28 protein-coding genes are annotated in these 25,655 nt (G+C 70.2%); 13 read left to right on the top strand and 15 right to left on the bottom strand.

Annotated features, from left to right (window positions below):
* The first annotated feature begins 7 nt into the window (after positions 1-7).
* On the top strand, positions 8-673 hold the full coding sequence (gene yczE / locus IFU30_RS05355; protein ID WP_192004555.1) for a membrane protein YczE: 666 nt from the start codon (positions 8-10) through the stop codon (positions 671-673).
* 86 nt (positions 674-759) lie between these two features.
* Here the strand turns inward: yczE and IFU30_RS05350 are convergent, their stop codons facing one another.
* Positions 760-2,082: a cation:dicarboxylate symporter family transporter gene (locus tag IFU30_RS05350; protein WP_192004554.1), complete on the bottom strand. Its 1,323-nt coding sequence runs from the start codon at positions 2,080-2,082 to the stop codon at positions 760-762.
* Positions 2,083-2,281: 199 nt separating this feature from the next.
* Here IFU30_RS05350 and IFU30_RS05345 point away from each other — a divergent pair, with 199 nt between their 5' ends.
* Both IFU30_RS05345 and IFU30_RS05340 read left to right on the top strand, forming a co-directional pair.
* Complete coding sequence (locus IFU30_RS05345) at positions 2,282-3,940, top strand: ATP-binding protein (RefSeq protein WP_192004553.1); 1,659 nt, start codon at positions 2,282-2,284, stop codon at positions 3,938-3,940.
* On the top strand, positions 3,937-4,644 hold the full coding sequence (locus IFU30_RS05340; protein ID WP_192004552.1) for a response regulator: 708 nt from the start codon (positions 3,937-3,939) through the stop codon (positions 4,642-4,644). Before IFU30_RS05345 ends, IFU30_RS05340 begins: the two co-directional genes overlap by 4 nt.
* A gap of 157 nt (positions 4,645-4,801) precedes the next feature.
* On the opposite strand, the gene IFU30_RS05335 is transcribed toward IFU30_RS05340, so the two are convergent.
* Genes IFU30_RS05335 through IFU30_RS05325 form a run of 3 tightly spaced genes read right to left on the bottom strand, consistent with a single transcriptional unit; the run spans position 4,802 to position 7,118 of the window.
* Positions 4,802-6,454 carry a hypothetical protein gene (locus IFU30_RS05335; RefSeq protein WP_192004551.1) on the bottom strand — a complete coding sequence of 551 codons (1,653 nt, stop codon included), beginning with the start codon at positions 6,452-6,454 and terminating at the stop codon, positions 4,802-4,804.
* The gene (locus IFU30_RS05330) at positions 6,451-6,846 is read right to left on the bottom strand and encodes a hypothetical protein (protein WP_192004550.1); all 396 of its coding nucleotides are present in this window, start codon (positions 6,844-6,846) and stop codon (positions 6,451-6,453) included. Before IFU30_RS05330 ends, IFU30_RS05335 begins: the two co-directional genes overlap by 4 nt.
* Complete coding sequence (locus tag IFU30_RS05325; RefSeq protein WP_124768679.1) at positions 6,843-7,118, bottom strand: hypothetical protein; 276 nt, start codon at positions 7,116-7,118, stop codon at positions 6,843-6,845. The genes IFU30_RS05330 and IFU30_RS05325 overlap by 4 nt, the downstream gene beginning before the upstream one ends.
* Before the next feature lie 205 nt (positions 7,119-7,323).
* On the opposite strand from IFU30_RS05325, the gene IFU30_RS05320 reads away from it, so the two are divergent.
* The 3 genes from IFU30_RS05320 (at position 7,324) to IFU30_RS05310 (ending at position 9,552) form a co-directional block, all read left to right on the top strand.
* Positions 7,324-7,938, top strand: a complete 615-nt coding sequence (locus tag IFU30_RS05320; protein WP_137242312.1) for a hypothetical protein — start codon at positions 7,324-7,326, stop codon at positions 7,936-7,938.
* A 130-nt stretch (positions 7,939-8,068) separates the two neighbouring features.
* Positions 8,069-8,926, top strand: coding sequence for a DUF4097 family beta strand repeat-containing protein (locus IFU30_RS05315; RefSeq protein ID WP_192004549.1), 858 nt, complete (start codon positions 8,069-8,071; stop codon positions 8,924-8,926).
* A complete protein-coding gene (locus IFU30_RS05310; RefSeq protein WP_192004548.1) occupies positions 8,923-9,552 on the top strand; it encodes a PadR family transcriptional regulator in 630 nt (209 codons plus the stop codon). The genes IFU30_RS05315 and IFU30_RS05310 overlap by 4 nt, the downstream gene beginning before the upstream one ends.
* Before the next feature lie 87 nt (positions 9,553-9,639).
* Here the strand turns inward: IFU30_RS05310 and IFU30_RS05305 are convergent, their stop codons facing one another.
* Positions 9,640-10,146 carry a septum formation family protein gene (locus IFU30_RS05305; RefSeq protein ID WP_229940073.1) on the bottom strand — a complete coding sequence of 169 codons (507 nt, stop codon included), beginning with the start codon at positions 10,144-10,146 and terminating at the stop codon, positions 9,640-9,642.
* Between the two features lie 260 nt (positions 10,147-10,406).
* On the opposite strand from IFU30_RS05305, the gene IFU30_RS05300 reads away from it, so the two are divergent.
* The gene (locus IFU30_RS05300; protein WP_249404638.1) at positions 10,407-12,410 is read left to right on the top strand and encodes an APC family permease; all 2,004 of its coding nucleotides are present in this window, start codon (positions 10,407-10,409) and stop codon (positions 12,408-12,410) included.
* Between the two features lie 59 nt (positions 12,411-12,469).
* Positions 12,470-12,760 carry a hypothetical protein gene (locus IFU30_RS05295; RefSeq protein ID WP_192004547.1) on the top strand — a complete coding sequence of 97 codons (291 nt, stop codon included), beginning with the start codon at positions 12,470-12,472 and terminating at the stop codon, positions 12,758-12,760.
* Positions 12,761-12,799: 39 nt separating this feature from the next.
* Here IFU30_RS05295 and crcB read toward each other — a convergent pair whose 3' ends face one another.
* Genes crcB through IFU30_RS05275 form a run of 4 tightly spaced genes read right to left on the bottom strand, consistent with a single transcriptional unit; the run spans position 12,800 to position 14,721 of the window.
* A complete protein-coding gene (gene crcB, locus IFU30_RS05290) occupies positions 12,800-13,180 on the bottom strand; it encodes a fluoride efflux transporter CrcB (RefSeq protein ID WP_192004546.1) in 381 nt (126 codons plus the stop codon).
* Positions 13,177-13,554 carry a fluoride efflux transporter FluC gene (locus IFU30_RS05285; protein ID WP_192004791.1) on the bottom strand — a complete coding sequence of 126 codons (378 nt, stop codon included), beginning with the start codon at positions 13,552-13,554 and terminating at the stop codon, positions 13,177-13,179. The genes crcB and IFU30_RS05285 overlap by 4 nt, the downstream gene beginning before the upstream one ends.
* Before the next feature lie 53 nt (positions 13,555-13,607).
* Positions 13,608-14,132, bottom strand: a complete 525-nt coding sequence (locus tag IFU30_RS05280) for a universal stress protein (protein WP_192004545.1) — start codon at positions 14,130-14,132, stop codon at positions 13,608-13,610.
* A 4-nt stretch (positions 14,133-14,136) separates the two neighbouring features.
* Positions 14,137-14,721 (bottom strand): HhH-GPD-type base excision DNA repair protein, encoded by a 585-nt coding sequence (locus IFU30_RS05275; RefSeq protein WP_124768670.1) that lies wholly within the window; start codon positions 14,719-14,721, stop codon positions 14,137-14,139.
* 207 nt (positions 14,722-14,928) lie between these two features.
* Between IFU30_RS05275 and IFU30_RS05270 the strand changes: the two genes are divergently transcribed.
* Both IFU30_RS05270 and IFU30_RS05265 read left to right on the top strand, forming a co-directional pair.
* Positions 14,929-15,144: a DUF3073 domain-containing protein gene (locus IFU30_RS05270; RefSeq protein ID WP_064294210.1), complete on the top strand. Its 216-nt coding sequence runs from the start codon at positions 14,929-14,931 to the stop codon at positions 15,142-15,144.
* Positions 15,145-15,278: 134 nt separating this feature from the next.
* Positions 15,279-16,472, top strand: coding sequence for a 2TM domain-containing protein (locus IFU30_RS05265; protein ID WP_192004544.1), 1,194 nt, complete (start codon positions 15,279-15,281; stop codon positions 16,470-16,472).
* Between the two features lie 69 nt (positions 16,473-16,541).
* On the opposite strand, the gene purF is transcribed toward IFU30_RS05265, so the two are convergent.
* From purF to IFU30_RS05250, 3 genes are all read right to left on the bottom strand, one after another.
* Positions 16,542-17,999, bottom strand: coding sequence for an amidophosphoribosyltransferase (gene purF / locus IFU30_RS05260; protein ID WP_079705073.1), 1,458 nt, complete (start codon positions 17,997-17,999; stop codon positions 16,542-16,544).
* Positions 18,000-18,069: 70 nt separating this feature from the next.
* Complete coding sequence (gene purM, locus IFU30_RS05255) at positions 18,070-19,182, bottom strand: phosphoribosylformylglycinamidine cyclo-ligase (protein ID WP_192004543.1); 1,113 nt, start codon at positions 19,180-19,182, stop codon at positions 18,070-18,072.
* A complete protein-coding gene (locus IFU30_RS05250) occupies positions 19,179-19,658 on the bottom strand; it encodes a hypothetical protein (protein WP_192004542.1) in 480 nt (159 codons plus the stop codon). The genes purM and IFU30_RS05250 overlap by 4 nt, the downstream gene beginning before the upstream one ends.
* A gap of 84 nt (positions 19,659-19,742) precedes the next feature.
* Between IFU30_RS05250 and zapE the strand changes: the two genes are divergently transcribed.
* Positions 19,743-20,888 carry an AFG1/ZapE family ATPase gene (gene zapE, locus IFU30_RS05245; RefSeq protein WP_192004541.1) on the top strand — a complete coding sequence of 382 codons (1,146 nt, stop codon included), beginning with the start codon at positions 19,743-19,745 and terminating at the stop codon, positions 20,886-20,888.
* 7 nt (positions 20,889-20,895) lie between these two features.
* Here the strand turns inward: zapE and IFU30_RS05240 are convergent, their stop codons facing one another.
* The 3 genes from IFU30_RS05240 to IFU30_RS05230 form a co-directional block, all read right to left on the bottom strand.
* On the bottom strand, positions 20,896-21,900 hold the full coding sequence (locus IFU30_RS05240; protein ID WP_192004540.1) for an NAD-dependent epimerase/dehydratase family protein: 1,005 nt from the start codon (positions 21,898-21,900) through the stop codon (positions 20,896-20,898).
* 90 nt (positions 21,901-21,990) lie between these two features.
* Positions 21,991-23,034 carry a glycosyltransferase family 2 protein gene (locus IFU30_RS05235; RefSeq protein WP_274499387.1) on the bottom strand — a complete coding sequence of 348 codons (1,044 nt, stop codon included), beginning with the start codon at positions 23,032-23,034 and terminating at the stop codon, positions 21,991-21,993.
* 61 nt (positions 23,035-23,095) lie between these two features.
* On the bottom strand, positions 23,096-23,461 hold the full coding sequence (locus IFU30_RS05230) for a sterol carrier family protein (protein ID WP_192004539.1): 366 nt from the start codon (positions 23,459-23,461) through the stop codon (positions 23,096-23,098).
* 38 nt (positions 23,462-23,499) lie between these two features.
* Here IFU30_RS05230 and purD point away from each other — a divergent pair, with 38 nt between their 5' ends.
* Both purD and IFU30_RS05220 read left to right on the top strand, forming a co-directional pair.
* Entirely contained in the window at positions 23,500-24,765 is a 1,266-nt protein-coding gene (gene purD / locus IFU30_RS05225) for a phosphoribosylamine--glycine ligase (protein WP_192004538.1), read from the top strand.
* Positions 24,766-24,776: 11 nt separating this feature from the next.
* A complete protein-coding gene (locus tag IFU30_RS05220; RefSeq protein WP_079705067.1) occupies positions 24,777-25,655 on the top strand; it encodes an alpha/beta fold hydrolase in 879 nt (292 codons plus the stop codon).

Here is a 25,655-nt window from a genome sequence, read left to right as displayed (position 1 = left end):
GTCCACCATGACCCGTCGTGTGCTCCAACTCCTCATCGGCCTCTTCCTGTACGGCATCGCCATCGCGATGATCGTGCGCGGCGCGGTCGGCGTCGCCCCGTGGGACGTCCTCACCCAGGGACTCAACCTGCGGACCGGCCTGAGCTTCGGACTCATCACGATCATCGTCGGCGGGCTCGTGCTCCTCGCCTGGATCCCGCTCAAGCAGCGGCCGGGTGTCGGCACCGTCCTGAACGTCCTCCTCGTGGGGCCCTCGGCCGACATCGGGCTGGCGTTCATCCCCGCGGACCTCGACCTGTGGGCGCGCATCCTGCTGTTCGCCGGCGGACTGCTCCTCCTCGGCGTCGCCTCGGGCCTCTACATCGGCGGCAACTTCGGCCCCGGCCCGCGAGACGGCCTCATGACCGGCATCCACCGCGTCACCGGGTGGCCGATCTGGGTCGGGCGCACGGGCGTGGAGCTCGTGGTCCTCGGCATCGGATGGCTGCTCGGCGGGAACGTCGGCATCGGAACGGTGGTCTTCGCCGTGCTCATCGGCCCGATCTGCGGCTACACGATCCCGTTGTTCCGGATCGTTCCGCGGACGGAGCACTCGACCACCGCCGTGGACGAGGCTGTGCTCGAGGGCGACACCCCGCCGTCGAAGCCGATCGTCGACTCCCCGGCCAACTGAAGCGCCCTTCGACAGGCTCAGGGTCCGGGAGCGACAGACTCAGGGACCGGATGTCCGGTCCCTGAGTCTGTCGAAGGGCCGATCCCTCAGAGCTTCGCCACCGCCACCGCGCCCGTGTGGTCGTCGACGCTCATCGTCGCCTCGTCGAACCGCGAGCGACCGGAGAGGACCTCGCCGACCTGCACCCGGTCGACCTCCTTCACCCACGTGCCGATGATGATCGTTGCGACCGCGTTGCCGGTGAAGTTCGTGAGCGCACGCGCCTCCGACATGAAGCGGTCGATGCCGACGATGAGGCCGACCCCGTCGACGAGGTCGGGTCGGTTGGCCTGCAGGCCGCCGGCCAGGGTCGCGAGACCGGCGCCGGTGACGCCCGCGGCGCCCTTCGACGCGATGATCATGAACACGAGGAGCGAGATCTGCTCCCCGAGGTTCATCGGGACGCCCATGACGTCGGCGATGAAGATCGACGCCATGGTGAGGTAGATCGCGGTGCCGTCGAGGTTGAAGGAGTAGCCCGTCGGGACGGTGATGCCGACGACCGGCTTGGAGACACCGAGGTGCTCCATCTTCGCGATGAGTCGCGGCAGCGCGGCCTCGGAGGAGGAGGTGCCGACGATGAGGAGGTACTCGCGGCCGAGGTACTTCATGAGCTTGAAGATGTTGAAGCCCGTAGCGAGGCGCAAGACCCCGCCGAGCACGACGACGATGAACAACGCGCAGGTGATGTAGAACGCGATCATGAGCGTGGCGAGCCCGACGAGCGCGCTCGCACCGGCGGACCCGGTCACGGCGGCGATCGCACCGAAGGCACCGATGGGCGCGATCCACATGATCATCGCGAGCACCCGGAACACGAGCGCCTGGATGAGCTTGATGCCGCGCAGGATCGGTTCACCCGTCGTCCCCATCTTCTGCAGGCCGAAGCCGACGAGCAGGGCGACGAAGAGGACCTGCAGGATGTTGCCGCCGGTCAGCGAGGACACGAGCGTCGTGGGGATGATGCCGAGGATGAACTCGGTCGTGCTCTTGGCCTCCCCCTCCACCTGGTAGCTCGTCTCGGCGAGGTTCAAGCCGGCGCCCGGCTGGATGAGGTTGCCGACGACGAGGCCGATCGCGAGGGCGAAGGTCGACATCACGATGAAGTACAGCAGCGCGAGCCCGCCGACCTTGCCGACGGTCGCGGCCTTCGCGATCGACCCGACGCCGATCACGATGGTGCAGAAGATGACCGGGGCGATCATCATCTTGATCAGGGCGACGAACGCGTCACCGACGGGTTTGAGCCCCTTCGCGAACTCGGGGGCGGCGAGGCCGACGACGATGCCGGCGAGCACCGCGAGGATCACCGCGAGGTAGAGGTAGTGGGTCTTGTCCAGCCGTTTGAGGGAGGAGAGCGTCATTGCCATTCCGGATCCGTTTCGTCGGCCGCGTCAGTGCGGCAGCGGGTGGTCGATCGACCCATGCTGCGACCACGCCGGCGGATCGACCGGGTTGTGGTCGTAGTGACCGCTTGTGGTCGTACTGGTCGCGGTCGGCGACGCCTGTGGCCGTCGTCACCCCCGATACTTGAGGGGTCGACGCGACGGAGCAGACGGAGGTGACGCGATGGCCGGTCGGTCCAGGAGCATCGCCTCGCGGCTCTTCCTCGTACAGCTCGTCGCGGTCGTCGCGATGACGCTCGTCGCCGGAGTCCTGCTGTGGTTCCAGGCCCGCACCGAGACCGAGGACCGCGCGGTCGCGAAGTGCCTCGACGTCGCGAACGGCGTCGCGGACAACCCCTACGTCGTCGCGCAGCTCGGCTCGGATCGCCCGTCGGACGCACTCCAGCCCTACGCCGAGGCGCTCATGCGCGACACCGGTGTCGACTTCGTGACGATCATGGCTCCGGATCGCACCCGGTACACGCACCGCGAGCGCGACCAGATCGGCAAGCCGTTCATCGGCACGATCGGACCGGCGCTCGAGGGACGGACCTTCACCGAGACGTACACGGGCACGCTCGGCCCCTCCGTCCGCGCCGTCGCACCCATCCGTGACGACGCCGGCGAGGTCGTCGCCCTCGTCGCCGCAGGCGTCACGGTCAGCAACGTGTCCGAGACCTTCGAGACCCGGGTGCCATGGTTGCTCGGAACGGCTCTGCTCGTGCTCGTCATCGGCGCGATCGGCTCCTGGACGCTCCGCCGCTACCTCGCACGGGTCACCGGGTCGCGCGGACCGGAGGACCTCGCCAGGATGTTCGACTACTACGAGTCGGTGCTCCACTCGGTGCGGGAGGGGCTCGTCCTCGTGGACCGCCACCGCCGTCTCGTGCTCGTCAACGACCAGGCGTCCGAACTGCTCGGGCTGCCCCTCGGCGAGCGTTCCCCGGGAGCGGCGCCGGTCGACGAGCTGCCGATCGACGCCGGCCTGCGCGAGCTCCTCGCGAGCGGACGCCAGGCCGTGGACGAGATCCACCTCACACGCGACCACGTGCTCGTCGTGAACCAGGAGTCGGCGGTCGGTCCGGGCGAGACGGCAGGCCCGCACCCGCGTGGGTGGGTGATGACGCTGCGCGACCACACCGAGATCGAACACCTGAGCGGCGAGCTGGCGTCGATGCGCACGATGAGCGACGCCCTGCGCTCGCAGACCCACGAGTTCGCGAACCGGCTGCACACGATCGTCTCGCTCATCGAGCTCGACCGGCGGGAGGAGGCGCTCGACCTCGCGGCGCAGGGACTCGGAGCGAGTCAGCGGTTGACCGACCGCGTGCTCGCGGCGGAACAGGAGCCGGTGATCTCGGCGCTGCTGCTCGGCAAGACGGCGCAGGCGGCCGAGCAGGGGGTCGAGCTGCACCTCGAGAGCGACCCCGCGCTCGGACGCGTGCGCGTCGACCCGGCCGTGATCGTCACCATCCTCGGCAACCTCATCGACAACGCGATCGACGCGGCGTCCGGCGATCGCCCCTGGGTGGAGGTCTACCTCGGGCAGGGGCTGCCGGACGACCTCGGCGCCGGGCGGTCCGACGACGCCGAGACGACGGAGCTCGTGATCCAGGTGACCGACAGCGGACCGGGCCTGCCCCCGGAGGCGCTCGACCTCGCGTTCGTACGCGGCTGGTCGACGAAGGAGCCCGGCCGACACGGCCGGGGGTTCGGTCTCGCGCTGGTCCAGCAGGCGGTGACACGGCTCGGCGGCACGGTCGAGGTCGTCCGCGAGCCCTCCTCGGCGTTCGTCGTGACGCTGCCGGCCGCGGTCGGCGTCCGGGACGAGGCAGGCACATGAGCGAGCGCATCCGGGTCCTGGTCGTCGAGGACGAACCGATCACCCAGCAGGCCCACGCGTCCTACCTGCGCCGCGTCGAGGGCTTCGAACTCGCCGCCGTGGCGGGCGATGCGGCCACCGCGATGCAGGCGCTGCGGGCAGCTGCGGCCCACCGCTCCCCCGACGACCGGATCGACCTCGTCCTGCTCGACCTCAACCTGCCGGACGCGCACGGTCTCGAGCTCTGCCGACGCATCCGGACGGCGGGTATCGACGTCGACGTCATCGCCATCACCGCGGCCCGTGATCTCCGGATCGTCCGAGCGGCGGTCTCGGCGGGCATCGTCCAGTACCTCATCAAACCGTTCGCGTTCCCCGCGTTCGCCGACAAGCTGGAGGCGTATCGCTCCTTCCGGCACACGATGTCGGCGGAGGGCTCGGTCACGAGCCAACACGAGGTGGACCTCACCCTCGCCACGCTGCGAGCGCCGTCCTCCCGCCCACAGTTGGCGAAGGGACTCTCGGAGGACACCCTGCGTCTGGTCTCGGACCTCCTCCGGCAGGCCACCGGGCCGCTCTCCGCGAGCGAAGCGGCAGCCGCCGGGTCCCTGTCACGGGTGACGGCCAGGCGTTACCTCGAGTACCTCGCCGAGACGGGCGCCGTCGAGCGGTCGCCGCGCTACGGCACCCCGGGGCGCCCGGAGCTCGAGTACCGCTGGCGGTGAGCGGACGTCGCTCTCCACCGCCCCGGCCCCCGAGCCGCCCCGGCCTGCAGTGCCCGAGCAACCCCACGAGGTCCCGGAGCCGCTCCTCCGGCCCCCGAGCCGCCCCGGGCCTCCGGTCCCTGAGCAACCCCACGTGCTCCCTGAGCTTGTCGAAGGGTCAGCTCGGGTTCACGACCGCGTAGATCTGGTTCCAGTTCGCGAAGCCGGTGACTGGCTCATCCGAGCCGTTCAGCATGATGTCCTCGTCCACGGAGTTCGTCTCGCCGGTCGACGGATCGTAGATCTCGTAGTCGCCGTCGTGGAAGCCGATGATGAGCACGTAATGCTGCGGGATGGTGTTGTCGCTCGGGCCGACGAGGAGCGGGACGGGCGTCCCGTCGTTCGCTGCCGCCGCGGCCTCGGTGAGCGCCGCCCCTCGGCCCGAGTCACCACCCAGGGCGTTGGTCCAGTCGATGTGGTAGTCGGTACCGGTGCGGTCGGATTCGGCGACCGCGCCGCCGGGTGCCGTGCCCGCGACGTTCGGGTAGTCGATGGGGCCGGGGAACAGGTCGTTCGCGCGGTCCTGGACGGCCTGCTGCAGGAACGTCATCCGATCCTCCGTGTCCAGACCGGCCGCATCGGCGAGGTCGAGACCCCGGAGGTAGTCGGGCACATGGCCGTCGAGGAACTCGCCGGTCTGCAGCCAGTAGGCGAGGAACGGGTCCGACTGGGCGGCGAGGGTGATGAGCGTCGTCGACCCGCAGGTCTTGTTGTTGTACTGGTCGAAGGTCTCGCCGTTCACCGTGGCGTCCCCGTTGTCGCCGACGCCGAGGTTCGTGAGCTCGTCGATCATGCGCTGGCGTTCGCCGGGGGGAGCGTTCTTGATCGCGTCGGCGAGGGCGAGCACGGAGGAACTGCCGGCGCCGGTGGCGATCGCACTCATGAGGAGGGCGCTGACGGCGGGGTCGCCGGACTCCTCCATCGCCGCGAGGATGCGCTCCCGTTCGTCGTCGCTCATCGCGTTCCAGTTCTGGACGTAGTTGGCCCACTCCGTCTCGGAGAGGACCGAACCGTCGGGGTCGCCGTTCGGGAACTGCGTCCGCGAGACGAGGACGTCCAGCCTCGTCTGGCCCACGGGCACCTCGACGCCGGCGAGCACGGCGTAGCCCTCGGAGTCCGACAGGGCCCGCTGCAGCGCCTCACCGGCCGCCCATGCGTCCTCGTAGGCTTCGTGGCAGACGGATACGCCGTCGAGGATCTGACCAGCTCCGCGGATGAGGTCCGAGATCACCCCGGCGACCTCTCCTGCTCCGGTGATCGGGTTCGTCATCGCCCACGGGTTCACGGAGATGTTCCCGATGGTCCGGTGGCCGTCGCGGATGCTGTCGGCACCCGGCTGGTGGGCGGTGCGCGCCGAGGTGATGGCGTCCGCGTAGTCTCGGAGGCCGCTGGCCCCGGATCGGAGCCCCTCGATCTCGGTGCCGACGAGGGTGTCGACGGACGCCAGGACCTGCGTCGCACTCGCGCCCGTCACCCCGACGAGGGCGTCCGGCAGGCTCGACCCGGTGACGGTGGAGAGCGTGGTCTGGATCGCCTCCGCGGCGAGCGCCGCGTTCTCGTACTGCTCCGCGAGCCCGTCGATGGTGGCCGGGTCACCCGGCGGCGGGGTGTCCGCGAACGTCGAGGATCTGGGGATGAGCCCGACCGCGCGATCGACGAACGAACCGATCGACGTGATGAAGCTCAACGGGTCGCCGCTCAACGAGCCGATGAAGGTGGCGAGCACGTCGATCTCGGCTGAGCTCTTGGTGCGGAGTTCGGAGAGGTTCATGGTCGGTCCTTGTTTCCGGTGGTGCTCCTGGTCGCGGCGAGGCCGGAGAGGAGCCGCAGGACGACGGTCTGCAGCTTGGCGACCGCGCGCAGTTCGGCGGCCGTCTCCGCGCTGTCGGCTCCTCGGCGACGCGCGTCGAGGAGGGCGTCGAGCAACACCGCCCCCGCCTGCTCGTCCGTCAGCATGCCGGCGCCGAGGCCGATGACGGCGTCGAGACCGGCCGTGCGGACCACACTCGCGACCTGCTCGGTGACGCCGGCGGGGACGCCGGCACCTCGGAGTTCCGCGGCCAGCGACGCGACCCGCGCGCCGGTCTCGGCCCGCTCGGCCGCATCACGGCGGTCGGGCCGAGCAGCCGTGCATGTCCGGGCCGGCGGCGACGGCGCGGTCATGAGGCGTCCTCGGCGAGCGCCGCATCCGTACCGGCCATCGTGTCCGCGACGTTCTGCATCCACCGCGCGAAGTCGTCGAGCGTCTTGCCCGCCTCCGTCATCTCGGTCCGCCACGTCAGTTCGAAGGCGGCGGCGCTCGTGGCCACCTGCTCGTCGAGGAACGACGTGTCGAGGCACGTGGAGAAGATCCCCGTCGCGCTCGACGCCGCCCCGGCGACCGCTTGGACGACCGCCGCCAGGCCCGCATCGTCCACCTGCATCGTGCCGCTCATGGTTCCCCGCTCTCCGGTGCTGTTCGCGCTGCCCGGCCGATCCCGGTGATGCGCCTGATCCGATGCCTCCACCCTGTCCCAGCCGGCTCCCCAAGACGATGGGCAGCACTCCCCATAGCCCGGTGGGCGTCGGACCTGGCGCACGACGGGGCGTCGGTTACGGTGAGGGTGACGCGTCCACCCGGGCGCCGCGGAAGGGGCCGTCATGCAGCAGATCCATCGTCGCCTCGCGACCGTGTCGTTGACCATCCTCGTCGCGGCGCTCTGTTGCACGGGATGCGGCCTGTCGTCGACCCCCGTCGTGGCGGACGAGACCGACGACGCCCGGCTCACCGCGTTGGCCGATGATCCGCTCTTCGCGGACGGCAGCGTCACCGGGCCACGGGTTCCGGACACCTCGGCCAACGTCAGTGTGCAACGCGGGGCGATCACGGTCGACGACCTCTGGCCGACGGACGTCACCGCGGAACCAGGAGTGAGCGGGCCCGCCTGGCCTGCCGCCACGGCCATGTTGGCCCAGCTGCGCGAGGCAGGTTGGCGACCGGTGGCCGTCTCCTGCGAGCTGGATCGGTCGTCCGGGCTGGAGGGCGCGACGGTGTACGCCACGAAGGAGTTCGACGACTTCACCGCTGCGCTCGAGGCCGAGGTGAGGCCTCCGTCCTCGAAGCTCGTCGGGTACGTGCCCTTCCACGCGGAGGCCGACGACCCGTGGTCGGCGCGCTCGGAGGTCCCGGCCGGGTCGAGTTGCCTCGACGGCGACGGACCGCCGAGCGACGAGGGGTCCGTACCGGACGACCTGGCCATCGCTCCCTGGTACTGAGCGGCCGCCGATCCCAGGGTCGACTCAGGGTGATCCCGGAGGTTCCCGGGGTTGCCATGCACCGAGACGCGATATATCGTGAATTCCAGTTCAACGCGATATATCGCGATCACTCGGAAGGAACCGCACCATGGCACAGGAGAAGTGGATCATCGCTCCCGGCGAGAGCCGCATCATCGACCTCGAACTCGTGAGACGACTCAAGGTCGGCCTCATCGGCGGCCAGGTCGACATCATCGGACACGACGAGCCCGGCGCCCGCATCGAGGTGGGGGCCGTCACCGGCAAGGACCTCAAGATCACCATCGACGGCGACGTCGCCGAGATCGACCACCCGCAGCTGCGCTGGGACAACTTCCTCGAAGTGTTCTCGAACTTCGGCGCCAATCGCGCCACGGCCCAGGTCAGTGTCCTCGTCCCCCGCGACATCGCCCTGACGTTCGGTGTCGTCAGCGCCAGTGGACTGGTCGCAGGCCTCACCGCAGACGCCAAGCTCAACACGGTGTCCGGCGACCTCGTGGCCGACCGGATGACCGGGCGACTCGACCTCAACTCCGTGAGCGGCGAGCTCACGGTCCAGAACCACACGGGTCGCATCCAGGCGCACACGGTCTCGGGCGACGTCACCGTCTCCGGCGACATCACGCGCGCCTCGATCGACGGCGTCTCCTCCGACCTGCTCCTCGACATCCACGGTGCGTGCGAGCAGCTCGACCTGAACACCGTGAGCGGCGCGATCACGGTCCGCCTCGACGAGGAGCTCGCCGCGCGCTACACGGCGAACTCGGTCGGCGGCCGCCTGGCGATCGACGGCGTCGTCCTCAAGGGGCTGCGCGGTGGCGGGTACAACTCGCACACCGGCGCCCTGTCCGGACAGTTCGCCGAGGTGCGCGTGAACACCGTCGGCGGTGCCGTGACCGTCCTCCGCCGCCCGGCTGCCGAGCCGGCGGGCGCGGCCACCACCGCAGGGAGCGAGGCAGGCGCATGAGCCCCGTCTTCGCCCACGGCAGCCTGCGGCTGTACCTCCTGAGCCTGCTCGACGAGTCGCCGAAGCACGGCTACGAACTCATCCAGGCGCTGACCGACCGCAGCGGCGGCACCTACAGCCCGAGCGCCGGCACCATCTACCCGCGCCTCGCGAAGCTCGAGGAGGAGGGACTCGTCACGAAGACGAGTGACGGCCGGAAGACCGTCTACGAGATCACCGAGGCGGGCCGGGCCGAGCTCGCGGCACGGGCGGGTGAGCTCGACGGCATCGAGGATCAGCTCACCGATTCCGTCCGTCGCATCGCCGACGAGGTCCGTAGCGGGGTCACGGCGGCCATGAAGAGCCTCCGGGCCGATCTCGCCTCCGCCGCGCGCGAGGCGAAGCAGTCCGCGAAGCCCGGTCCGAGCTGGACGTCGACCGCAGAGGAGAGCGCCGACCAGAAGGTGCAGGGTCGCCTGGCCCTCCACGAGACCGACGTGTCGATCAACGAGTTCCGGCAGGCGGTCCGAGCCGAACTCCGCGAGCACGTCGCCCGTGGAGGCGCGCTCGACGACGACACCGTGTCGGCCCTGCGTGCCGACCTCGTCGCCGTCCGCGACCGCCTGCGCGACCGACTGCAGGGCTGAGCGCCCCGACACGCAGGCCGAGACACGGAACCGCCCGACACCTCACGGGAGTCGGGCGGTTCCGTCGGTACGGCGTGTGCGATCGGCCTAGCGTGCCGCGCCGGCCAGCGAGCCGGTGGTCGCCGCGGAGTCGTAGATCACGCAGGTGACGAGCCGGTCGTCCACCCCGTTCCAGCTGGCCTCGGTCGGCGTGTAGTAGTTGAACTCGAGGCTGGAGTCCTCGTAGACGATCCCGACGAACGCCTGGAACTGCGCGTAGCAACCGTCGTCGGCCTGCTGTGTGACGGCCTCCTCGCCGGGCCACTCGTCGCCGGTCAGCGTGACCTCGCCGTACACCTCGTACTGGTGCGGCTCGGAACAGGGTACGGTCGGCACCTCCGTGACCTCGTCGGACGACGACTCGTCGTTCAGGCAGTCGCCGACCGAGAGGGTGAAGACGTCCGTGGTGCCTCCACCGACGATCTCGCCGGACTGCGCGTCCCGGGTCTCGGCGGGCTTCGGGAGGATGCCCTCCACGACACTGCAACCGGAGAGCGTCAGGGCCGCGGCGAGAGCGGCGAGGGCGAGCGGGAGGAGACGACGGCGAGCGGTCACGATGAGGGTCCTTGAGGTGGGTGTCGATCACGAGCGACTGTTCAGGCTCACAGCCAGGCAACAGCCGTCGATCAGGATATTGGTCGACCATCCGGGTCCGCCACTCCCCCGCTCGATGAACACTGCGTCACGGTCGGGTGACGATGCCTGTCCATCCAGCTCATCCCCGCTTGACTCCGGTTCCCGAAGGAGTAATATCGCCGCTCGTGACAACTGAGGGTCGAGAGCCCGGGACAGAACCACGATCGGCAAAACGCTGGTTGATCGGGGACCCGCTGCCGACCGACAACCTGGAGGGCCAGCTCCTCCCCAAACGCCTCGCACTGCCGATCTTCGCGAGCGACGCGTTGTCGAGTGTGGCGTACGCGCCGCAGGAACTCCTCATGATCCTGACGCTCGGCGGGCTCGCCTTCCTGAGCTTCGCGCCGTGGGTCGCCGCGTGCGTCGTGATCCTCCTCGTCGTGGTGGTCGCGAGCTACCGACAGCTCATCAAGGCGTACCCGTCGGGTGGTGGCGACTACGAGGTCGCCCACCGGAACCTCGGCGAGAAGGCCGGCCTCGTGGTCGCCTCCGCGCTGCTCGTCGACTACGTCCTCACGGTCGCCGTGTCGGTGGCCTCGGGCGTCGACAACATCATCTCCGCGATCCCTGGGCTGAACCCCTGGCGCGTCGAGCTGGCCGTCGGGTTCGTGCTCGTCCTCATGGCCGTGAACCTCCGCGGCGTCCGGGAGTCGAGCAAGGCCTTCGCGATCCCCACCTACTTCTTCATCGCGAGCGTGCTCGTCATGATCGTCGCGGGACTCGCCCGCACGTTCATGGGCGACGCCCCCGTCGCGTCGAGCGCCGCGTTCACCGTGCAGGGCGAGAGCCTCACCCAGGCAGCGTTCATCCTGCTCCTCCTGCGCGCCTTCTCCTCCGGTTGTTCAGCGCTCACCGGTGTCGAAGCCGTCTCGAACGGCGTCCCGGCGTTCCGTCGCCCGCAGATCAAGAACGCCCAGAAGACGCTGGTCCTCATGGGCGGCACCGCGATCGTGCTGTTCGTCGGGCTCACCGCGCTCGCCCTCATCTCCCGCGTGCACTACGCCGAGAACGCCTGTCACCTCGAAGGGTTCGCGGACTGCGCGACGACCCCGCAGCCGAGCCTCATGGCACAGGTCGCGACCGCGGTGTTCGGTGCGAACAGCATCCCGTTCTTCCTCATCCAGGCGGCGACCGCGTGCGTCCTGCTCCTCGCGGCCAACACGGCGTTCAACGGCTTCCCGCTGCTCGGCGCCGTCCTCGCGCGCGACTCCTACGCGCCGAAGTCGCTCAACACCCGTGGCGACCGCCTCGTGTTCTCGAACGGCATGATCATCCTGGGTCTCGCCGCATGCGCGATCCTCGTGGTGTACCAGGCGAACCTCACCCAGCTCATCCAGCTGTACATCATCGGGGTGTTCGTGTCGTTCACGCTCGGCCAGACGGGCATGGTGAAGCACTGGCTGCGAATGCTGCGGGAGGGCTGCGACAACCGCGGCTCCGTCTACCGCGGACTCGCGATCAACGCGTTCGGCGCCCTGCTCACGGCGAGCGTCCTCATCGTCGTGACGATCACCAAGTTCACCCATGGCGCCTGGCTCGTCTTCGTGCTCATGCCGATCCTCTTCGTCCTCATGCTCGGCGTGAACCGCTACTACCGCGACGTCGAGAAGGAGGTCGAGGTCGACCCGACCACGACCTTCGGCGCGACCGGCGACCACGCGATCGTCCTCGTCGGCAAGATGCAGAAGCCGATCCTCAAGGCGCTGGACTACGCGATCGCCGCCAAGCACGACAGCCTCGAAGCGGTCCACATGTCGATCGATCCGGAGGCCACGAAGCTGCTCGAGCAACAGTGGATCGAACAGAACATCCACGTGCCGCTCGTCATCCTCGAGTCGCCGTACCGCGAGTTCGCGATGCCGCTCGCGAAGTACATCAAGGCGCACCGTGCTGAGCACGGCGCCGAGGTCGTCACCGTCTACATGCCGCAGTACATCGTCGGGCACTGGTGGGAGAGCCTCCTCCACAACCGGCGGGCGTCGCGGATCCGCAACCAGATCATGCTCGTCCACGGCGTGACCGTCGCCCTCGTGCCGTGGCTGCTCGACTCCTCGGAGCTCATCTACGGACGTCGGTCACGGCCGCTGCCCGGCCAGGAACGACGTGGCGAGATCGTCCGCGTCAAGAAGCCGGTCGAGCGGAAGCCGCACATCGACCGCAACACGGGGCAGCCCCGCTCCTGATCGGCCACGCGCTCCGGCGACGGCGTGAGGGACGTGTCGCAGACTGACAGACTGGGGACATGTTCACCTGGGGTCTCTCGCTGCTGTTCCTCGCGGCCGTCTTCGGGACGCTGTCGATGGTCCGCCTCATCGCCGCGAACCCCGACTCGCCGCTGCCGATGTGGCAGGGCCGCCCGCAGCGACTCCCGCAGTTCACGATCATCCTGCGCGGCCTGTCGGGCGGACTCGGGGTCTTCGGGGTCTTTCTGCTGTGGTCGGAGATCGGCTTCTGGAGCATCCTGGTGCTCATTGTCGCCCTCGGGATCCCGATCGTGCTGAACCTCCGGCACAACCGCCGCTTCGAGGCATAGCCGCCGCGTTCGTTCGCCCATCTTCGGGCGAACGAGCGGCTAGGCGAGGAGCGAACCGAGCCCGTAGCCGACCAGGGCCGCGACGACCGACGCGACGAGCATGCCCAACGCGTTCGCCAGTCCGGCCCGCGAACGTCCGTCGTGGAGCAGCCGGACGGTCTCGACACTCGCGGTGCTGAACGTCGTGTACCCACCGAGCAGCCCGCCTCCGAGGACGAGCCGCCACGCCTCGTCGACGACCCCGCCGAGGGCCAGCGCAGTGACGAAGCCCAGCAGCAGCGACCCGCTGACGTTGATCACGATCGTGCCCCACGGGTAGGCGCCGCCCACACGGGAACGGACGATGCCGTCGACGACGAAGCGGGCCGCGGCGCCCACACCGCCGGCCGCCGCGATCGCGAGGAAGAGCCAGGGCGTCACGAGCGGCCACCGCCGATCCGTCGGGCGAGGACGATGCCACCCCAGCTCGCCAGGGCGCCCAGCACGACGCTCCCCACCGCGTACAGCACCCCCACGAGGGCGCTCCCCTCGATGAGGAGGACACTGCTGTCGGCCGCGAGCGCGCTGTACGTCGTGAAGCCGCCGAGGACGCCGGTGCCGAGGAAGAGGCGGAGATCGCGTCGACGGCCGGCGTCGGGCCCGCGTCGGAGGAGCGACTCGAGGAGGAGACCGAGCAGGAAGGCGCCGACGACGTTGATGCCGAGGATGGCCACGGGGACACCACCGATGGGCGGGATCGCGAGGGAGATCGCCTCGCGGGCAGCCGTCCCGATCGCACCACCGAGCGCGACCATCGCGATCGTGGCGGGTTGGAGGTGCGGAGCCCGTGTCCCCGTCGGAGCGGCCGTCACCGCAGGTCGCCGGCGGAGGCGTCCCAGAGCGGTTCGTCGGTGGCACTCGGCGCGAGTGGGACCACGATCACCGGACGCGCCTGCCGATGGGCCAGCGTCGCGGCGACGGAACCGTTGAAGAACTCGAGGATGCCCTTCCGGAGGCCACGCTCCCGGGTCCCGACGATGATCGCCCGCGCGGACACCGAATCGGCGAGTCGGCCGAGGGCACGCGCCGGGTCCCCGGCGAGCTGGGTCAGCTCCCACGCGACGCCGGTCTCGTCGAGGAGACGATGCGCCGTCGCCTCCAGGCCGGGATCGGCGGGCTCCGGTTCGAAGTCGTGCAGATCGGCGTCGAACGGCAGCGACGTGACGGTGCCGTCGACGTTCTCGACCACGACGAACCGGCTCGCATCGACGTGGGCGAGGACGAGCCGGCAGGCGAAGGCCTGCGCGAACGACGCCGCCTCGACGAGGACGGAGTCGGGCTGCCCCGGCGTGACACCGACCACGATCGCGGTGGACCGTTGCTCGTCGCTCATGTCGTCACTCCCCCTTCGTACGCTTCGCGGCAGCCTTGGCCGCCTGCTTCGCCGCCCGCACCTGCGCGAGCGACTCCGGGTCGACGATGTCGGCGACGGACCGGAGGCTGCCGTCCTCGCCGTAGGGCGCCGACGCTTCCCGCCAGTCGGCCGCGTCGAGCCCGTACTGCTTGCCGAGGAGCGCGAGGAAGATCTTCGCCTTCTGCTCACCGAACCCCGGGAGGGCGAGCAGGCGCTTCAGGATCTCCGGGCCGTCGGGCGCGTCGCGCGTCCAGATCGCCTCAGCGTCGCCGTCCCAGTCGTCGACGATCGCGGCGCAGAGCCCCTGCACCCGGCCGGCCATGGAACCCGGGAACCGGTGCACGGCGGGACTCGTCTTGAAGAGGGAGGCGAACGCCTCGGGTTCTTCCCGCGCGATGGTGGCCGCGTCGAAGGAACCGAGTCGGTCACTGATCTTCAGCGGGCCGGCGAACGCGGTCTCCATCGGCACCTGCTGATCGAGCAGCATGCCGACGAGCAGGGCGAGCGGGTCGGTCGACAACAGGCGGTCGGCGTCCGCATCTCCGGTGATGTGCAGGGTTCCGGTCATGGGTCCATCGTCCCACCACTCGACGTCCTGGCCCAGCCCCGTTCCGTCGCGGTGTCGGCATCGGTGCCCGGCAGACCGTCTCCGTACGAGCGCCCCGTCCACGGGCGGCATGGTAAGCTCAACGCTAGTCTTTATCGTTCCCTGGTAGGCGAAAGCCCCGGACGCCCCGCAAGCGCGGCCGGTCAGAAAATCATGAGGGGGTCTCGCATGGGTCGTGGCCGTCAAAAGGCAAAGCACACGAAGATCGCTCGTGAGCTCAAGTCGTTCAGCCCGGACGTGAACTACAACGCGCTCGAGCGCGAGCTCACGGGGCACTCCGTCGACCACCCGGGCACGGGCGTCGACGAGAGCTACGACGACGAGATCGCCAAGTGGGCTGAATACGCCGAGAAGTACGCCGACGGTGAGGCGAAGGGCGCGTAGGCGCGCCCTTCGCACCGTTCCGGCGCGCCCCCGCATCGGCGGTTCGCCCTCGCTCCAGCACCTCGCGGCTGGGTGATCTCTCAGACGACTGTTGGCAAATGGAGTTCTCGCTGGGCGGAGACTAGCCTGGACGGATGAACACCGACGAGCTCCGCGTTGCCGCCAAGAAGCGCCTGAAGGCGCAGCACGATTTCAAGCAGTTTCTCGCCGTCTGGGGTGCGGTCTCCGTCCTCCTGATCGTCATCTGGCTCCTCACCGGCGCCTGGGGATACTTCTGGCCGATCTGGCCGATCTTCGTGATGGGCATCGCCCTGGTCTTCGTCGGACTCGACGCCTACGGTCCGCCCAAGCACATCACCGAGGACGCCATCGACGCCGAGGTCGCGCGCCTCGTGGAGCGGCAGCGGCAGCGCGCCGCCGCTCGTGAGGCCGCCTCGCAGCCGAACGCCACGCAGGCACCCTACGCCGGCCAGAGCGGTTACGAGCAGCACCCGTACCAGGCGGGCCAGACCGGCCAGGCGCCCGTGTACGACCCCGCACAGTACGGACAGACCACCGCCTACGACACCTCGCAGTACGCGGGTGGCCAGACGGGCGGATACGGCACGCCGCAGACCCAGCAGGGCTCCCAGGCGACGCAGCAGTACGGCGCCTACCGGGCACCGTCGACCGAGGCTCCGACCCCTGAGGCGCCTGCAGCGGAGCCCACCTCGGACTGGGTGCGCGCCGCCGAGCCCACCCCGACCGAGCAGTTCGCCGCGGTCTTCTCCGGCACCGACCGCGCACCCGAGGCCGCAGCCACACCGGGGAACACCTCCGCTGAACCGGCCGAGTCGATCGTCCTCGAGTCGACCTCCACCGGCGACGCCGAGACCGTCGCAGCCGCCGCCGACGAGACCGAGGCGCGCCTCGCGAACGACGAGACCGGAGCCGCCGACACGACCCGACGCGACGAGACCGTGTCGGCCACGGCCCCGGCTGCGGCCGTGAGCGCGCCGCGCACCTCGACCGGCCGGTCGACGACGACGCGTTCGACGACGGCCCGCAAGCCCGCCGCCAAGACGACCACGACGGCGACGGCCGCGGGCAGCACCGTCCGCAAGACGAGTTCGACGCGCGCCACCACCGGTTCGACGACGCCCAAGGCCGCAGCAGCCAAGACCACGACGCCGAAGGCCGCCACCACGAAGGCACCGACGACGAAGACGACGGGCGCCGCAGCGAAGCCGGCCACCGCGAAGGCACCGGCGAAGCCGCGCACGACGAAGCCGAAGGCGGCCCCCGCGGCCACGCCGGCGCCACTCGAGCAGCCCGGTACGCCGGAGTAGCAGCCGGTTCCTGAACGACGAAGCGCGCGATCCCCTCGGGGCTCGCGCGCTTCTTCGTTCAGGTGGGACTCAGGAGAGCTGCGAGCGCTCCACCCACTCGAGGTACTCCTCGGAGACGGTCCCGGTGATGTACTCGCCGGTGAAGCAGCTCATCTCGAGGTCGCTGATGCCGGAGCCCTCGAGGATGGCGGCCTTCATGTCGGCGACCTCCTGGTAGATGAGGTTGTCGGCGCCCAGCTCGCGGGCGATGTCGGGGATCTTCTTGCCGTGTGCGACGAGCTCCTGGCGGGACGGCATGTTGATGCCGTACACGTGGGGGTAGCGGACCGGCGGTGCGGCGGAGGTGAAGGTCACCTTGTTCGCTCCGGCGAGACGCGCCATGTCGACGATCTCCTTCGACGTCGTGCCGCGGACGATCGAGTCGTCGACGATGAGGATGTTCTTGCCCTTGAACTCCGAGCCCATCGCGTTGAGTTTCTGACGGACGCTCTTCTTGCGCTGCGCCTGGCCCGGCATGATGAAGGTGCGCCCCACGTACCGGTTCTTGTAGAAGCCCTCGCGGTACTCGATGCCGAGCTTCTGGGCGACCTGCATGGCCGCTGGGCGGGAGGAGTCCGGGATCGGCATGACGACGTCGATGTCACCCATCGGCGTGTACTCGGCGATGGTGTCGGCGAGCCGGTTGCCGAGACGCAGTCGGGCCTCGTAGACCGAGATGCCGTTCATGACGGAGTCGGGGCGAGCGAGATACACATACTCGAAGGAGCACGGAACGAGCCGCGGGTTCTTCGCGCACTGCCGCGAGTACAGCTCACCTGACGCGGTGATGAAGACGGCCTCGCCCGGGGCGATCTCACGGACGATCTCGTAGCCGCCGGCCTCGAGGACGAGCGACTCCGAGGCGACCACCCAGTCGTTGCCGACCAGGCCCGTCTGGCGCTTGCCGAGGATGAGCGGACGGATACCGAACGGGTCGCGGAAGGCGAGCAGGCCGTGACCGGCGATGAGGGCGATCGTCGCGTAGGAGCCTTCGACCCGCTCGTGCACGTTCTCGACGGCGTTGAACACCTGGTCGGGATCGAGGTCGAGACCGCTGATCTGTCCCTGCAGCTCCGTCGCGAGGACGTTGAGCAGCAGCTCGGTGTCGCTCGTGGAGTTCACGTGGCGACGGTCGACGTGGAACAGGTCCTTGCTGAGCTCGCGGGTGTTCGTCAGGTTGCCGTTGTGGATGAGGGTGATGCCGTAGGGCGCGTTCACGTAGAACGGCTGCGCCTCGCTCTCGTTGGCGGCGTCGCCCTTCGTCGCGTAGCGCACGTGGCCGAGGCCCATGTTGCCGAGGAGGGAGCGCATGTCGCGGGTGCGGAAGGCTTCGCGCACCTGGCCCTTGGCCTTGACCATGTGGAAGGTGCTGCCGTCGGCGGTGGCGATGCCGGTGGAGTCCTGACCGCGGTGCTGGAGGAGCAGGAGGCTGTCGTAGACCTGCTGGTTGGCAGGCTCGGTTGAGACGATGCCGACGATGCCGCACATGCGTGGGGACTCCTTGGGGTTCGTGCTGGGCGAGTGGCGGAACGGAGGAAGGTGGGCCGGAGCGGTGCGACTAGTCGCGGTAGGCGCCCACGAGGCGGACGGCACCGCCGTCGACCCCCTTGGCACCCTGTTCGAACGCGCTGAGGTCTGCGGCGTCGTCGCCGAGGTGCACGGTGCCGACCTGCCAGGTCGCGATCCCGTCGGCCTCGAGCGCGGCCGTGACACCGGCGGCGACCGCCGGCGAGACCACGGCGAAGAACCCGACGCCCAGGTTCCAGGTGCCCTCGCTCGACTCGAGCGAGGATCCGGCCAGCGCGCTCAGCGTCCGGAACACCGGCGAGGGGCTCCAGGTGGAGCGGTCGACCTCGGCCCAGGACCCCTTGGGCAGGACGCGCGCGAGGTTGGCGGCGATCCCACCTCCGGTGACGTGGCTGAGCGAGTGGACGCCACCCGCGAAGGCCGGGGCGTCGAGCAGCCGCAGGAGGGGCAGGGTGTAGAGCCGCGTCGGCTCGAGGAGCGCCTCGCCGAACGTCGTGCCGAGGTCGTCGCTGTGGTCGGCGTAGCCGACGCCCGCCTGGGCGAGGATGTGTCGCACGAGGGAGAAGCCGTTCGAGTGCAGGCCCGAGGACGCGAGTGCGAGGACGACGTCGCCGTCCTCGACACGGTGCTCGCCGAGGATGGCGTCCGCCTCGACCGCGCCGGTGCAGGCCCCGGCGACGTCGTAGTCGTCGACCCCGAGGAGTCCGGGGTGCTCCGCGGTCTCGCCGCCGATGAGCGCCGTCCCGGTGTCGGAGCAGGCCCGGGCGATGCCCGCGACGATGGAGGCGATGCGCTCCGGGTGGACCTTGCCGCAGGCGATGTAGTCGGTCATGAAGAGCGGCTTCGCACCGACCACGACGATGTCGTCGACGACCATGCCGACGAGGTCCTGGCCGATGGTGTCGTGCTTGTCGATGGCCTGGGCGATCGCGACCTTCGTGCCGACGCCGTCGGTCGACGTCGCCAGCAGGGGCCGACGGAAGGCCGTCAGCGCCGAGGCGTCGAACAGGCCGGCGAACCCGCCGAAGCCGCCGAAGACCTCCGGACCGTGCGTCTTCGCGACGGCGGCCTTCATGAGCTCGACGGCGCGGTCACCGGCTGCCGTGTCGACACCGGCCTCCCGGTAGCTGGTGGATGAGGTCATGACCGTCCTGAACCTTCTGCGATGGGTGGATTCGGGGGGCCGGACTCACCTGGCTCGGCACTGACGGAACCGTTCGGTTCCGCGTCGGCCGCGGGGGTCCCGGCTGGATGCACGTCAACTCTATCCGCTGCGACGATCCGCGTCCGTCGCGCCATGGAGCGGTCGATGAGGAGACCGACGACGAGGGCGATCGCGCCGAAGACGACGACGCACACGAGCAGGAGGAAGCCGAACACCTGGGTGAGCGAGTAGTCGGCGCTCCCCGGGAACGCGAAGGTGAGGATGAGGGCGGCGATGACACCGACGACGGCGCCGATGACGAGGAACCGCCAGTAGCGCGGCGACCGGCGCACCGAGACCGAACCGGAGGAGTACACGGTCGCGACCTCGGTGTCGGGCTCGGTCGAGGGCGTCGGACCGGTCGGTTCGGATGGGTGCTGAGCTTCCGGTGCTGGCTGCCCGGTGGCGTCTGTCATGCCTCCATTCTCCCCCACGATCCTGGGCATCGTGAACCGATGGTGAACGGCCGCGGTCGACGTGCCGACGGGTACGATCGAGCGGTGGACACGACGGGGACCGAGACGACCGATCCCGCTCCGATCCCTCCCGACGACACCCTGCTCGCGGCGGTCGAATCCGCCGCCGACGACGCCGGGTTCACGCTCGAGCCGGAGCAGCTGGAGGTGGCGAGGCGTCTGGCGTCACTCCGGATCGGCGAGGACCGACCCGCGCACCTGTACCTGTGGGGTGCGGCCGGGCGGGGCAAGACCTGGCTCCTCGACGCGTTCTTCGAAGCGCTCCCGACGCATCGGAGGCGTCGTGTCCACTTCCACTCCTTCTTCCGCGCGCTGCACGCCGCGATCCACCGGGTCCGCACGGAGGCCGCCGACGCCGCTCGGGCGACGGGCGAGCCGGGCGCCGGGTCCCGCGCGGCGGCCGGAGCGGTGACGAACGCGGTCGAGCAAGCCGTCGACGAACTGCTCGACGAGGTGGACGTCGTGCTCTTCGACGAGTTCCAGGTGCACGATCCCGGCGACGGCGCGCTCATGATCCGGCTGCTCGACGCGCTCTTCGCCCGACCGGTGACCCTGTTGACGAGCTCGAACTCCGCGCCGCAGGATCTGCTGCCGGACCCGGGGTACCACCACACCTTCGAGCCCGGCATCGCCCTGATCGAGGCGAACATGCAGGTGCTCGAACTCGCCGGCTCGATCGACCACCGTCGCAGCTCCCCGGTCAGGCACGGCGACGGCTTCGCCCGTGGCAGCTGGTCCATCGCCGGCGAGTCCGCGGACGCCCGGCTCGCGACACTCGGCCTCCACCGTCCGGGGCCAGGCGAGGCGACGGCGCTGACGATCAGTGGCCACACGTTCCAGGCAGCCGCCGCGCGCGACGGCCTCGTCTGGTTCGCCAGCGCCGAACTCATCGAGCGTCCGACCTCGGTCGGCGACTACCTCGCCTGGGCGGCGGACTACGACCGGTGGGTCCTCGACGGCCTGCCCGAGTCCCATGCCCTCACCCGGGAGGCACGCGCCCGGTTCGTCCACCTCGTCGACGCCCTGTGCGATCTCGGCGTCGAACTCCACGTCGTGGCCACCACCGACCGGGAGACCTTCATGACCGATACCGCCCTCGGACCGGAGGGATTCGCCCGCGACGCCGTCAGGACACGCAGTCGGCTCGCCCTCCTCCGCGAGCTCCGCTGACGACCGCTCAGCTCCCGGCGAGCAGGGCCCGCTCGACGGCGCGGTCCAGTCCGACGGCGGGCCGGTCCGGACGCTGCGGCGCGACGCCGCCGAGTGCCAGCAGCCAACTCCAGGTGTCGGCGACGGTCTCGGCGAGCGGACGACGACGGAGCCCGGCCGCCATCGCGCGCGAGACGTCACCGTGATGCATCGCGTCGGCGTCCGGTCCGGTGGGGAGCCAGACGGGCAGTTGGGTCCAGGGCTGGATCCCGGCCGCGAGCACCCGCTCCTGATCCACCCAGCGGAGGGTCGCGCCTGACCCGGTCGCGGCGACGCAGGCGTCGAGCAGCTCCCCCAGCGTCGTCGCCCGCGGCTCGCTGACGACGTTGAACGCACCACTCGCGCCCGTCGAACCGGCGGCGAGGAGGAAGGCCGCGAGATCCCGCGCGTCGATGTACTGGATGGGGTCGGAAGCGGCACCAGGGGCGAGCACCTCACCGCCGGCGGCGATCCGCGCCAGCCACCAGGGCAGTCGGCCGATGTTCTCGTGCGGGCCGAGGATGAGGCCGGCTCGCGCCAGGACCGCACGGTCGCCGAACGCCTGTGCGGCGGCCAGCTCACCGCCGCGTTTGGCACGGGCGTAGTCCGCGAAGCCCTCGTCGTGAGCCGACCCGTCGACGACCGGCGCGTCCTCGTCGGCACCGGCGGGAAGCGGATCGGCGTAGACCGAACGACTGGAGACGTACACATAGGTCCCGACCCGGTCCGCCAGCAGCGCGGCCGCGTCGCGGACGGCGACCGGAGCCCACGACCAGGTGTCCACCGCGACGTCCCACGACCCGACCCTGAGCGCGTCGAGTCCGCCGGGCAGAGTCCGGTCGCCGTGCAGCACGGTGACCGCGTCCGACGGCGAGGACCGGTTCGTACCGCGATGGAAGACGGTGACCTCCCAGCCGGCGGCGATGGCCTCGTCGACGACCGCTCGCCCGACGAACTCCGTCCCGCCCAGGACCAACAGTCGATTCGTGCTCATGCCTCCATCACAGCGCACGAGGTGGTGATGCACCACCCCGGTTCGCTGGGAGCAGCGAGCAGCGCGTCTGAGCGGAACGCTGTCCGGCGACTACTTGCGGCTGTGCTCCAGCGATCCGGCTCGCATGGCGGCCTCGTCGTTCAGGTCGACGCGGGAGGCCACGTAGTAGCTGCTCCACTTCGCCGCGTGGTACACGGGGTTCATGACGAACCAGTACGCCCGGCGCTTCCAGCCGTACTCCTTGTCGCGGACGATCCGCTTCGCGTCGCGGATCGCGCCGACGACGGTGTAGCCGATCTGCCGGGACCGACGGAGCCGCGCGACGGGCTTGCCGATCCGTCGGAGAGCCGTCGTCTCGTCGAAGATGCGTTTGCGGTACTCGTCGAGGGTGAGGTCGTTGGAGTGGATGACCCAGCCCCGCGGTGCGTAGGCCTTCCGCAGGCCGGCCGCGATGATGTCGGCACCGAACGCCATGTCCTCGGAGTACGGGAGGTCGCGGTACGGGATGTCGCCGAGCAGGAGCTCGCGGCGCGTGGCCGAGTTGACGTCGGAGTAGAACGCGAGGGCGTCGAGCAGCCCGCCGTTCCCGTCGGCGAAGCCGTCGTTCGCGAACACCGTCGTCCCGAAGTCCGGTCCGAAGTTGCGGAAGACGTCGTGGATCTCGTACTTCAGCAACGGGAAGCAGGTCGGCCGCGCGATCTGCTTGCCCATGACCGCGACGACGTCCATGCCGTCCGGGTCCAAGGGCGTGGTCAGCTCGTGCAACCAGCGGGAGTCGCCCGGGATCGCATCGTGCGTGAGGTACGCGACGTACTTGCCGCGGGCGAGCCGGGCGGCGAGCTGGCGGGTCCGGCCGTGGCCGAACTCGCTGTTCGGGATGACGTGCAGCCGGACGTCCGGGTGGGCGGCGACGATGTCGAGCGTGCGGTCGGTGGAGCCGGAATCGATGACGAGGGTCTCGTACGTGCCGTCGTAGTCCTGCCCCTCGATCGCGGAGAGGATCTGTTCGAGGTACATCTCACCGTTGTAGGTGGGGATGACGATCGTCGCATCGAGCGTCGTCTCCGCCGGAGCGTCGAGCGGCTGTGCGTCGTCGGGACCGGCGTTCGCCGAGGGATCGATGTTGGAGGTCACCGCACCAATGTACCCGGACCGCGCCTGAAGCCGCCTCGGAGCGGAGGTGGTGGAGCGCCGGTCAGCGCGGCAGCAGCAGTGGCACGAGGCCCGTGAGGTCCGCCCGCTGGCCGGACGCGTGCACCGTGCCGCCGGCCAACGCCGTGGTCCAGTCGATGCGGCCGGAAGCGAGGGCGAGCCAGGTCGGCGCGTCCATCTCGATCACGTTCGGTGGCGTGCCGCGGGTGTGGCGGGGGCCCTCGATGCACTGAACCGCACCGAACGGCGGCACCCGCACTTCGACGGTGTTGCCGGGTGCCCGCTCGACGAGGAGCTCCAACAGGTAGCGGACCGCGGTCGCCGTGTCCGTGCGCGACGCCGGTGCGTCCCCGAGTGCCTGCTCCAGGGCAGCGCGACCGACGGCGTCCGTGATCCTGGGTCTGGCCATGCATTCGAGGCTAGGCCATTGCGCCTTAAGCTAGACGGGTGAAGATCCTCGTCCTCGGTTCCGGTGCTCGCGAGCACGCCATCATCAAGGCTCTCCTCTCCGAAGAGGCCGGGCACCACATCATCGCCGCCCCCGGCAACGCGGGCATCGCGGGCGACGTGACCGTGGTCGGCATCGACCAGGAGAACCCCTCGATCGTGCGCGACTTCGCCCGGGACGAAGCGGTCGACCTCGTCGTCATCGGGCCTGAGGCCCCGCTCGTCGCCGGCGTGGCCGACAAGCTGCGCGCCGCCGGCATCCCGGTCTTCGGCCCCAACCGCTCGGCGGCCGCGCTCGAGGGCTCGAAGTCCTTCGCGAAGCGGATCATGGACGAAGCCGGCGTGCCCACCGGTCGCGCGGTCCGCGCCGAGGACCTCGACGCAGCGATCGCCGCGCTCGACGACTTCGGTGCCCCGTACGTCGTCAAGGCCGACGGCCTCGCGGCGGGCAAGGGCGTCCTCGTCACCCACGACCGCGATGCGGCCATCCAGCACGCCACCAACTGGCTCGGCTACGGCGGCGTCCTCGTCGAGGAGTTCCTCGACGGCCAGGAGGTCTCCCTCTTCTTCATCACCGACGGCGAGACGGTGCTCCCGCTCTCCCCCGCACAGGACTACAAGCGACTGCTCGACGGCGACGCCGGCCCGAACACGGGCGGCATGGGCGCCTACTCCCCGCTGCCCTGGCTCGACAACCGCTTCGGCAGCGAGACGGCCTTCGTCGACGAGGTCCTGGAGACCGTCGCCGTCCCCGTCGTGCGACAGCTGGCGTCGGAGGGCAACCCGTTCCAGGGCCTCCTCTACGCCGGACTCATCCTCACCGAACGCGGGATCCGCGTTATCGAGTTCAACGCGCGCTTCGGCGACCCGGAGACGCAGGTCGTCCTCCCCCGGCTCGTCACCCCGCTGTCGGCGCTCCTGCTCGGCTCGGCCACCGGAACGCTCGGCGAGCAGCCGCGACCCGCGTTCGCCGATGCGAGCGCGGTGACCGTGGTGCTCGCGAGCCAGAACTACCCCGAGACGCCCGTCACCGGCCGGAGCATCACCGGCCTCGACGCCGCCGTCGCCGTCGAGGGGGTCCACCTCGTCCACGCCGCGACGGCGGACGTCGACGGTGGCCTGGTCGCCACCGGCGGCCGCGTCCTCAACGTCGTGGCGCTCGGATCCACCTTCCCGGAGGCACGCGGACGTGCGTACGAGGCGCTGTCGCTCATCGAACTCGAGGGCGGTCAGTACCGCACCGACATCGCCGCACGCGTCTCCTGATCGCGGCCCGGATGAGCGCAGCAGCGGGAACCGGGTCGTCGGCAGTCGTCGAGAGTCACGACGGCACCAGACTGCACGTGGACGTGATCGGCGACGACGCCCTGCCGCCGCTCGTCGTCCTCGCCGGCGGTCCGGCGCGTCACCCGGTCTACCTCGGTGATCTCGGCGGCCTGAGCACCAGGCGTCGCCTCATCGTGCTGCACCAGCGCGGGGTCGGACGGTCCGAGAGCGGATCGTCGACCGCTGCGGCGAGCTGGCCGGAACTCGCCGAGGACGTCGAGGCCGTGCGTCGCTGGTTGGACGTCGACCGTCTCGAACTCCTCGGGCACTCCGCCGGTACCCGCGTCGCCGTGAGCTACGCCGCACGCTACCCGCACCGGCTCGACCGCCTGTGCCTCATCACGCCACCCGCCACCTGGCTCGTCGACACGGACGACGACAGCGCGGAGATCATCGCCCGGCACGCGGCGGAGGACTGGTACCCCGGCTTCCTCGAGGCGCTGCCCGCGCTGCTCGCGGCGCCGGACTCCGCGTCGGGGAACCGCTTGTTCCCGGCGGTGGCGCCCATCGCCTGGGGCGAGTGGGACGACACCGCCCGCGAACACGAGCGTCTGGGCGCCTGGCACCCGGCCGCGCAGGACGCGTTCGTGCACACGCCCACGATCGACGAGGTCGAGGACATCCGCGACGCCCTGCGCACCGTGACGGCTCCCGTCCTCGTGGTCGCAGGCTCTGAGGACGGCCTGACGGGACTCGCGCCCGTCGTCGACCTCGCGAAGCGGTTCCCGCTCGGCCAGGCCATCGTGCTCGACGGGTGCGGACACTACCCCTGGGTGGAGCAGCCGCGATCCTTCGCCGCCGCCGTCCACGGCTTCTTCCCGATCGGCTGA

This window comes from Plantibacter sp. CFBP 8798, from assembly GCF_014841195.1.
GTDB classification, from domain to species: Bacteria; Actinomycetota; Actinomycetes; order Actinomycetales; family Microbacteriaceae; genus Plantibacter; species Plantibacter auratus.
The sequence above is the reverse complement of the archived record's forward strand: the minus strand, read 5'-3'. Positions and strand labels throughout refer to the sequence as shown.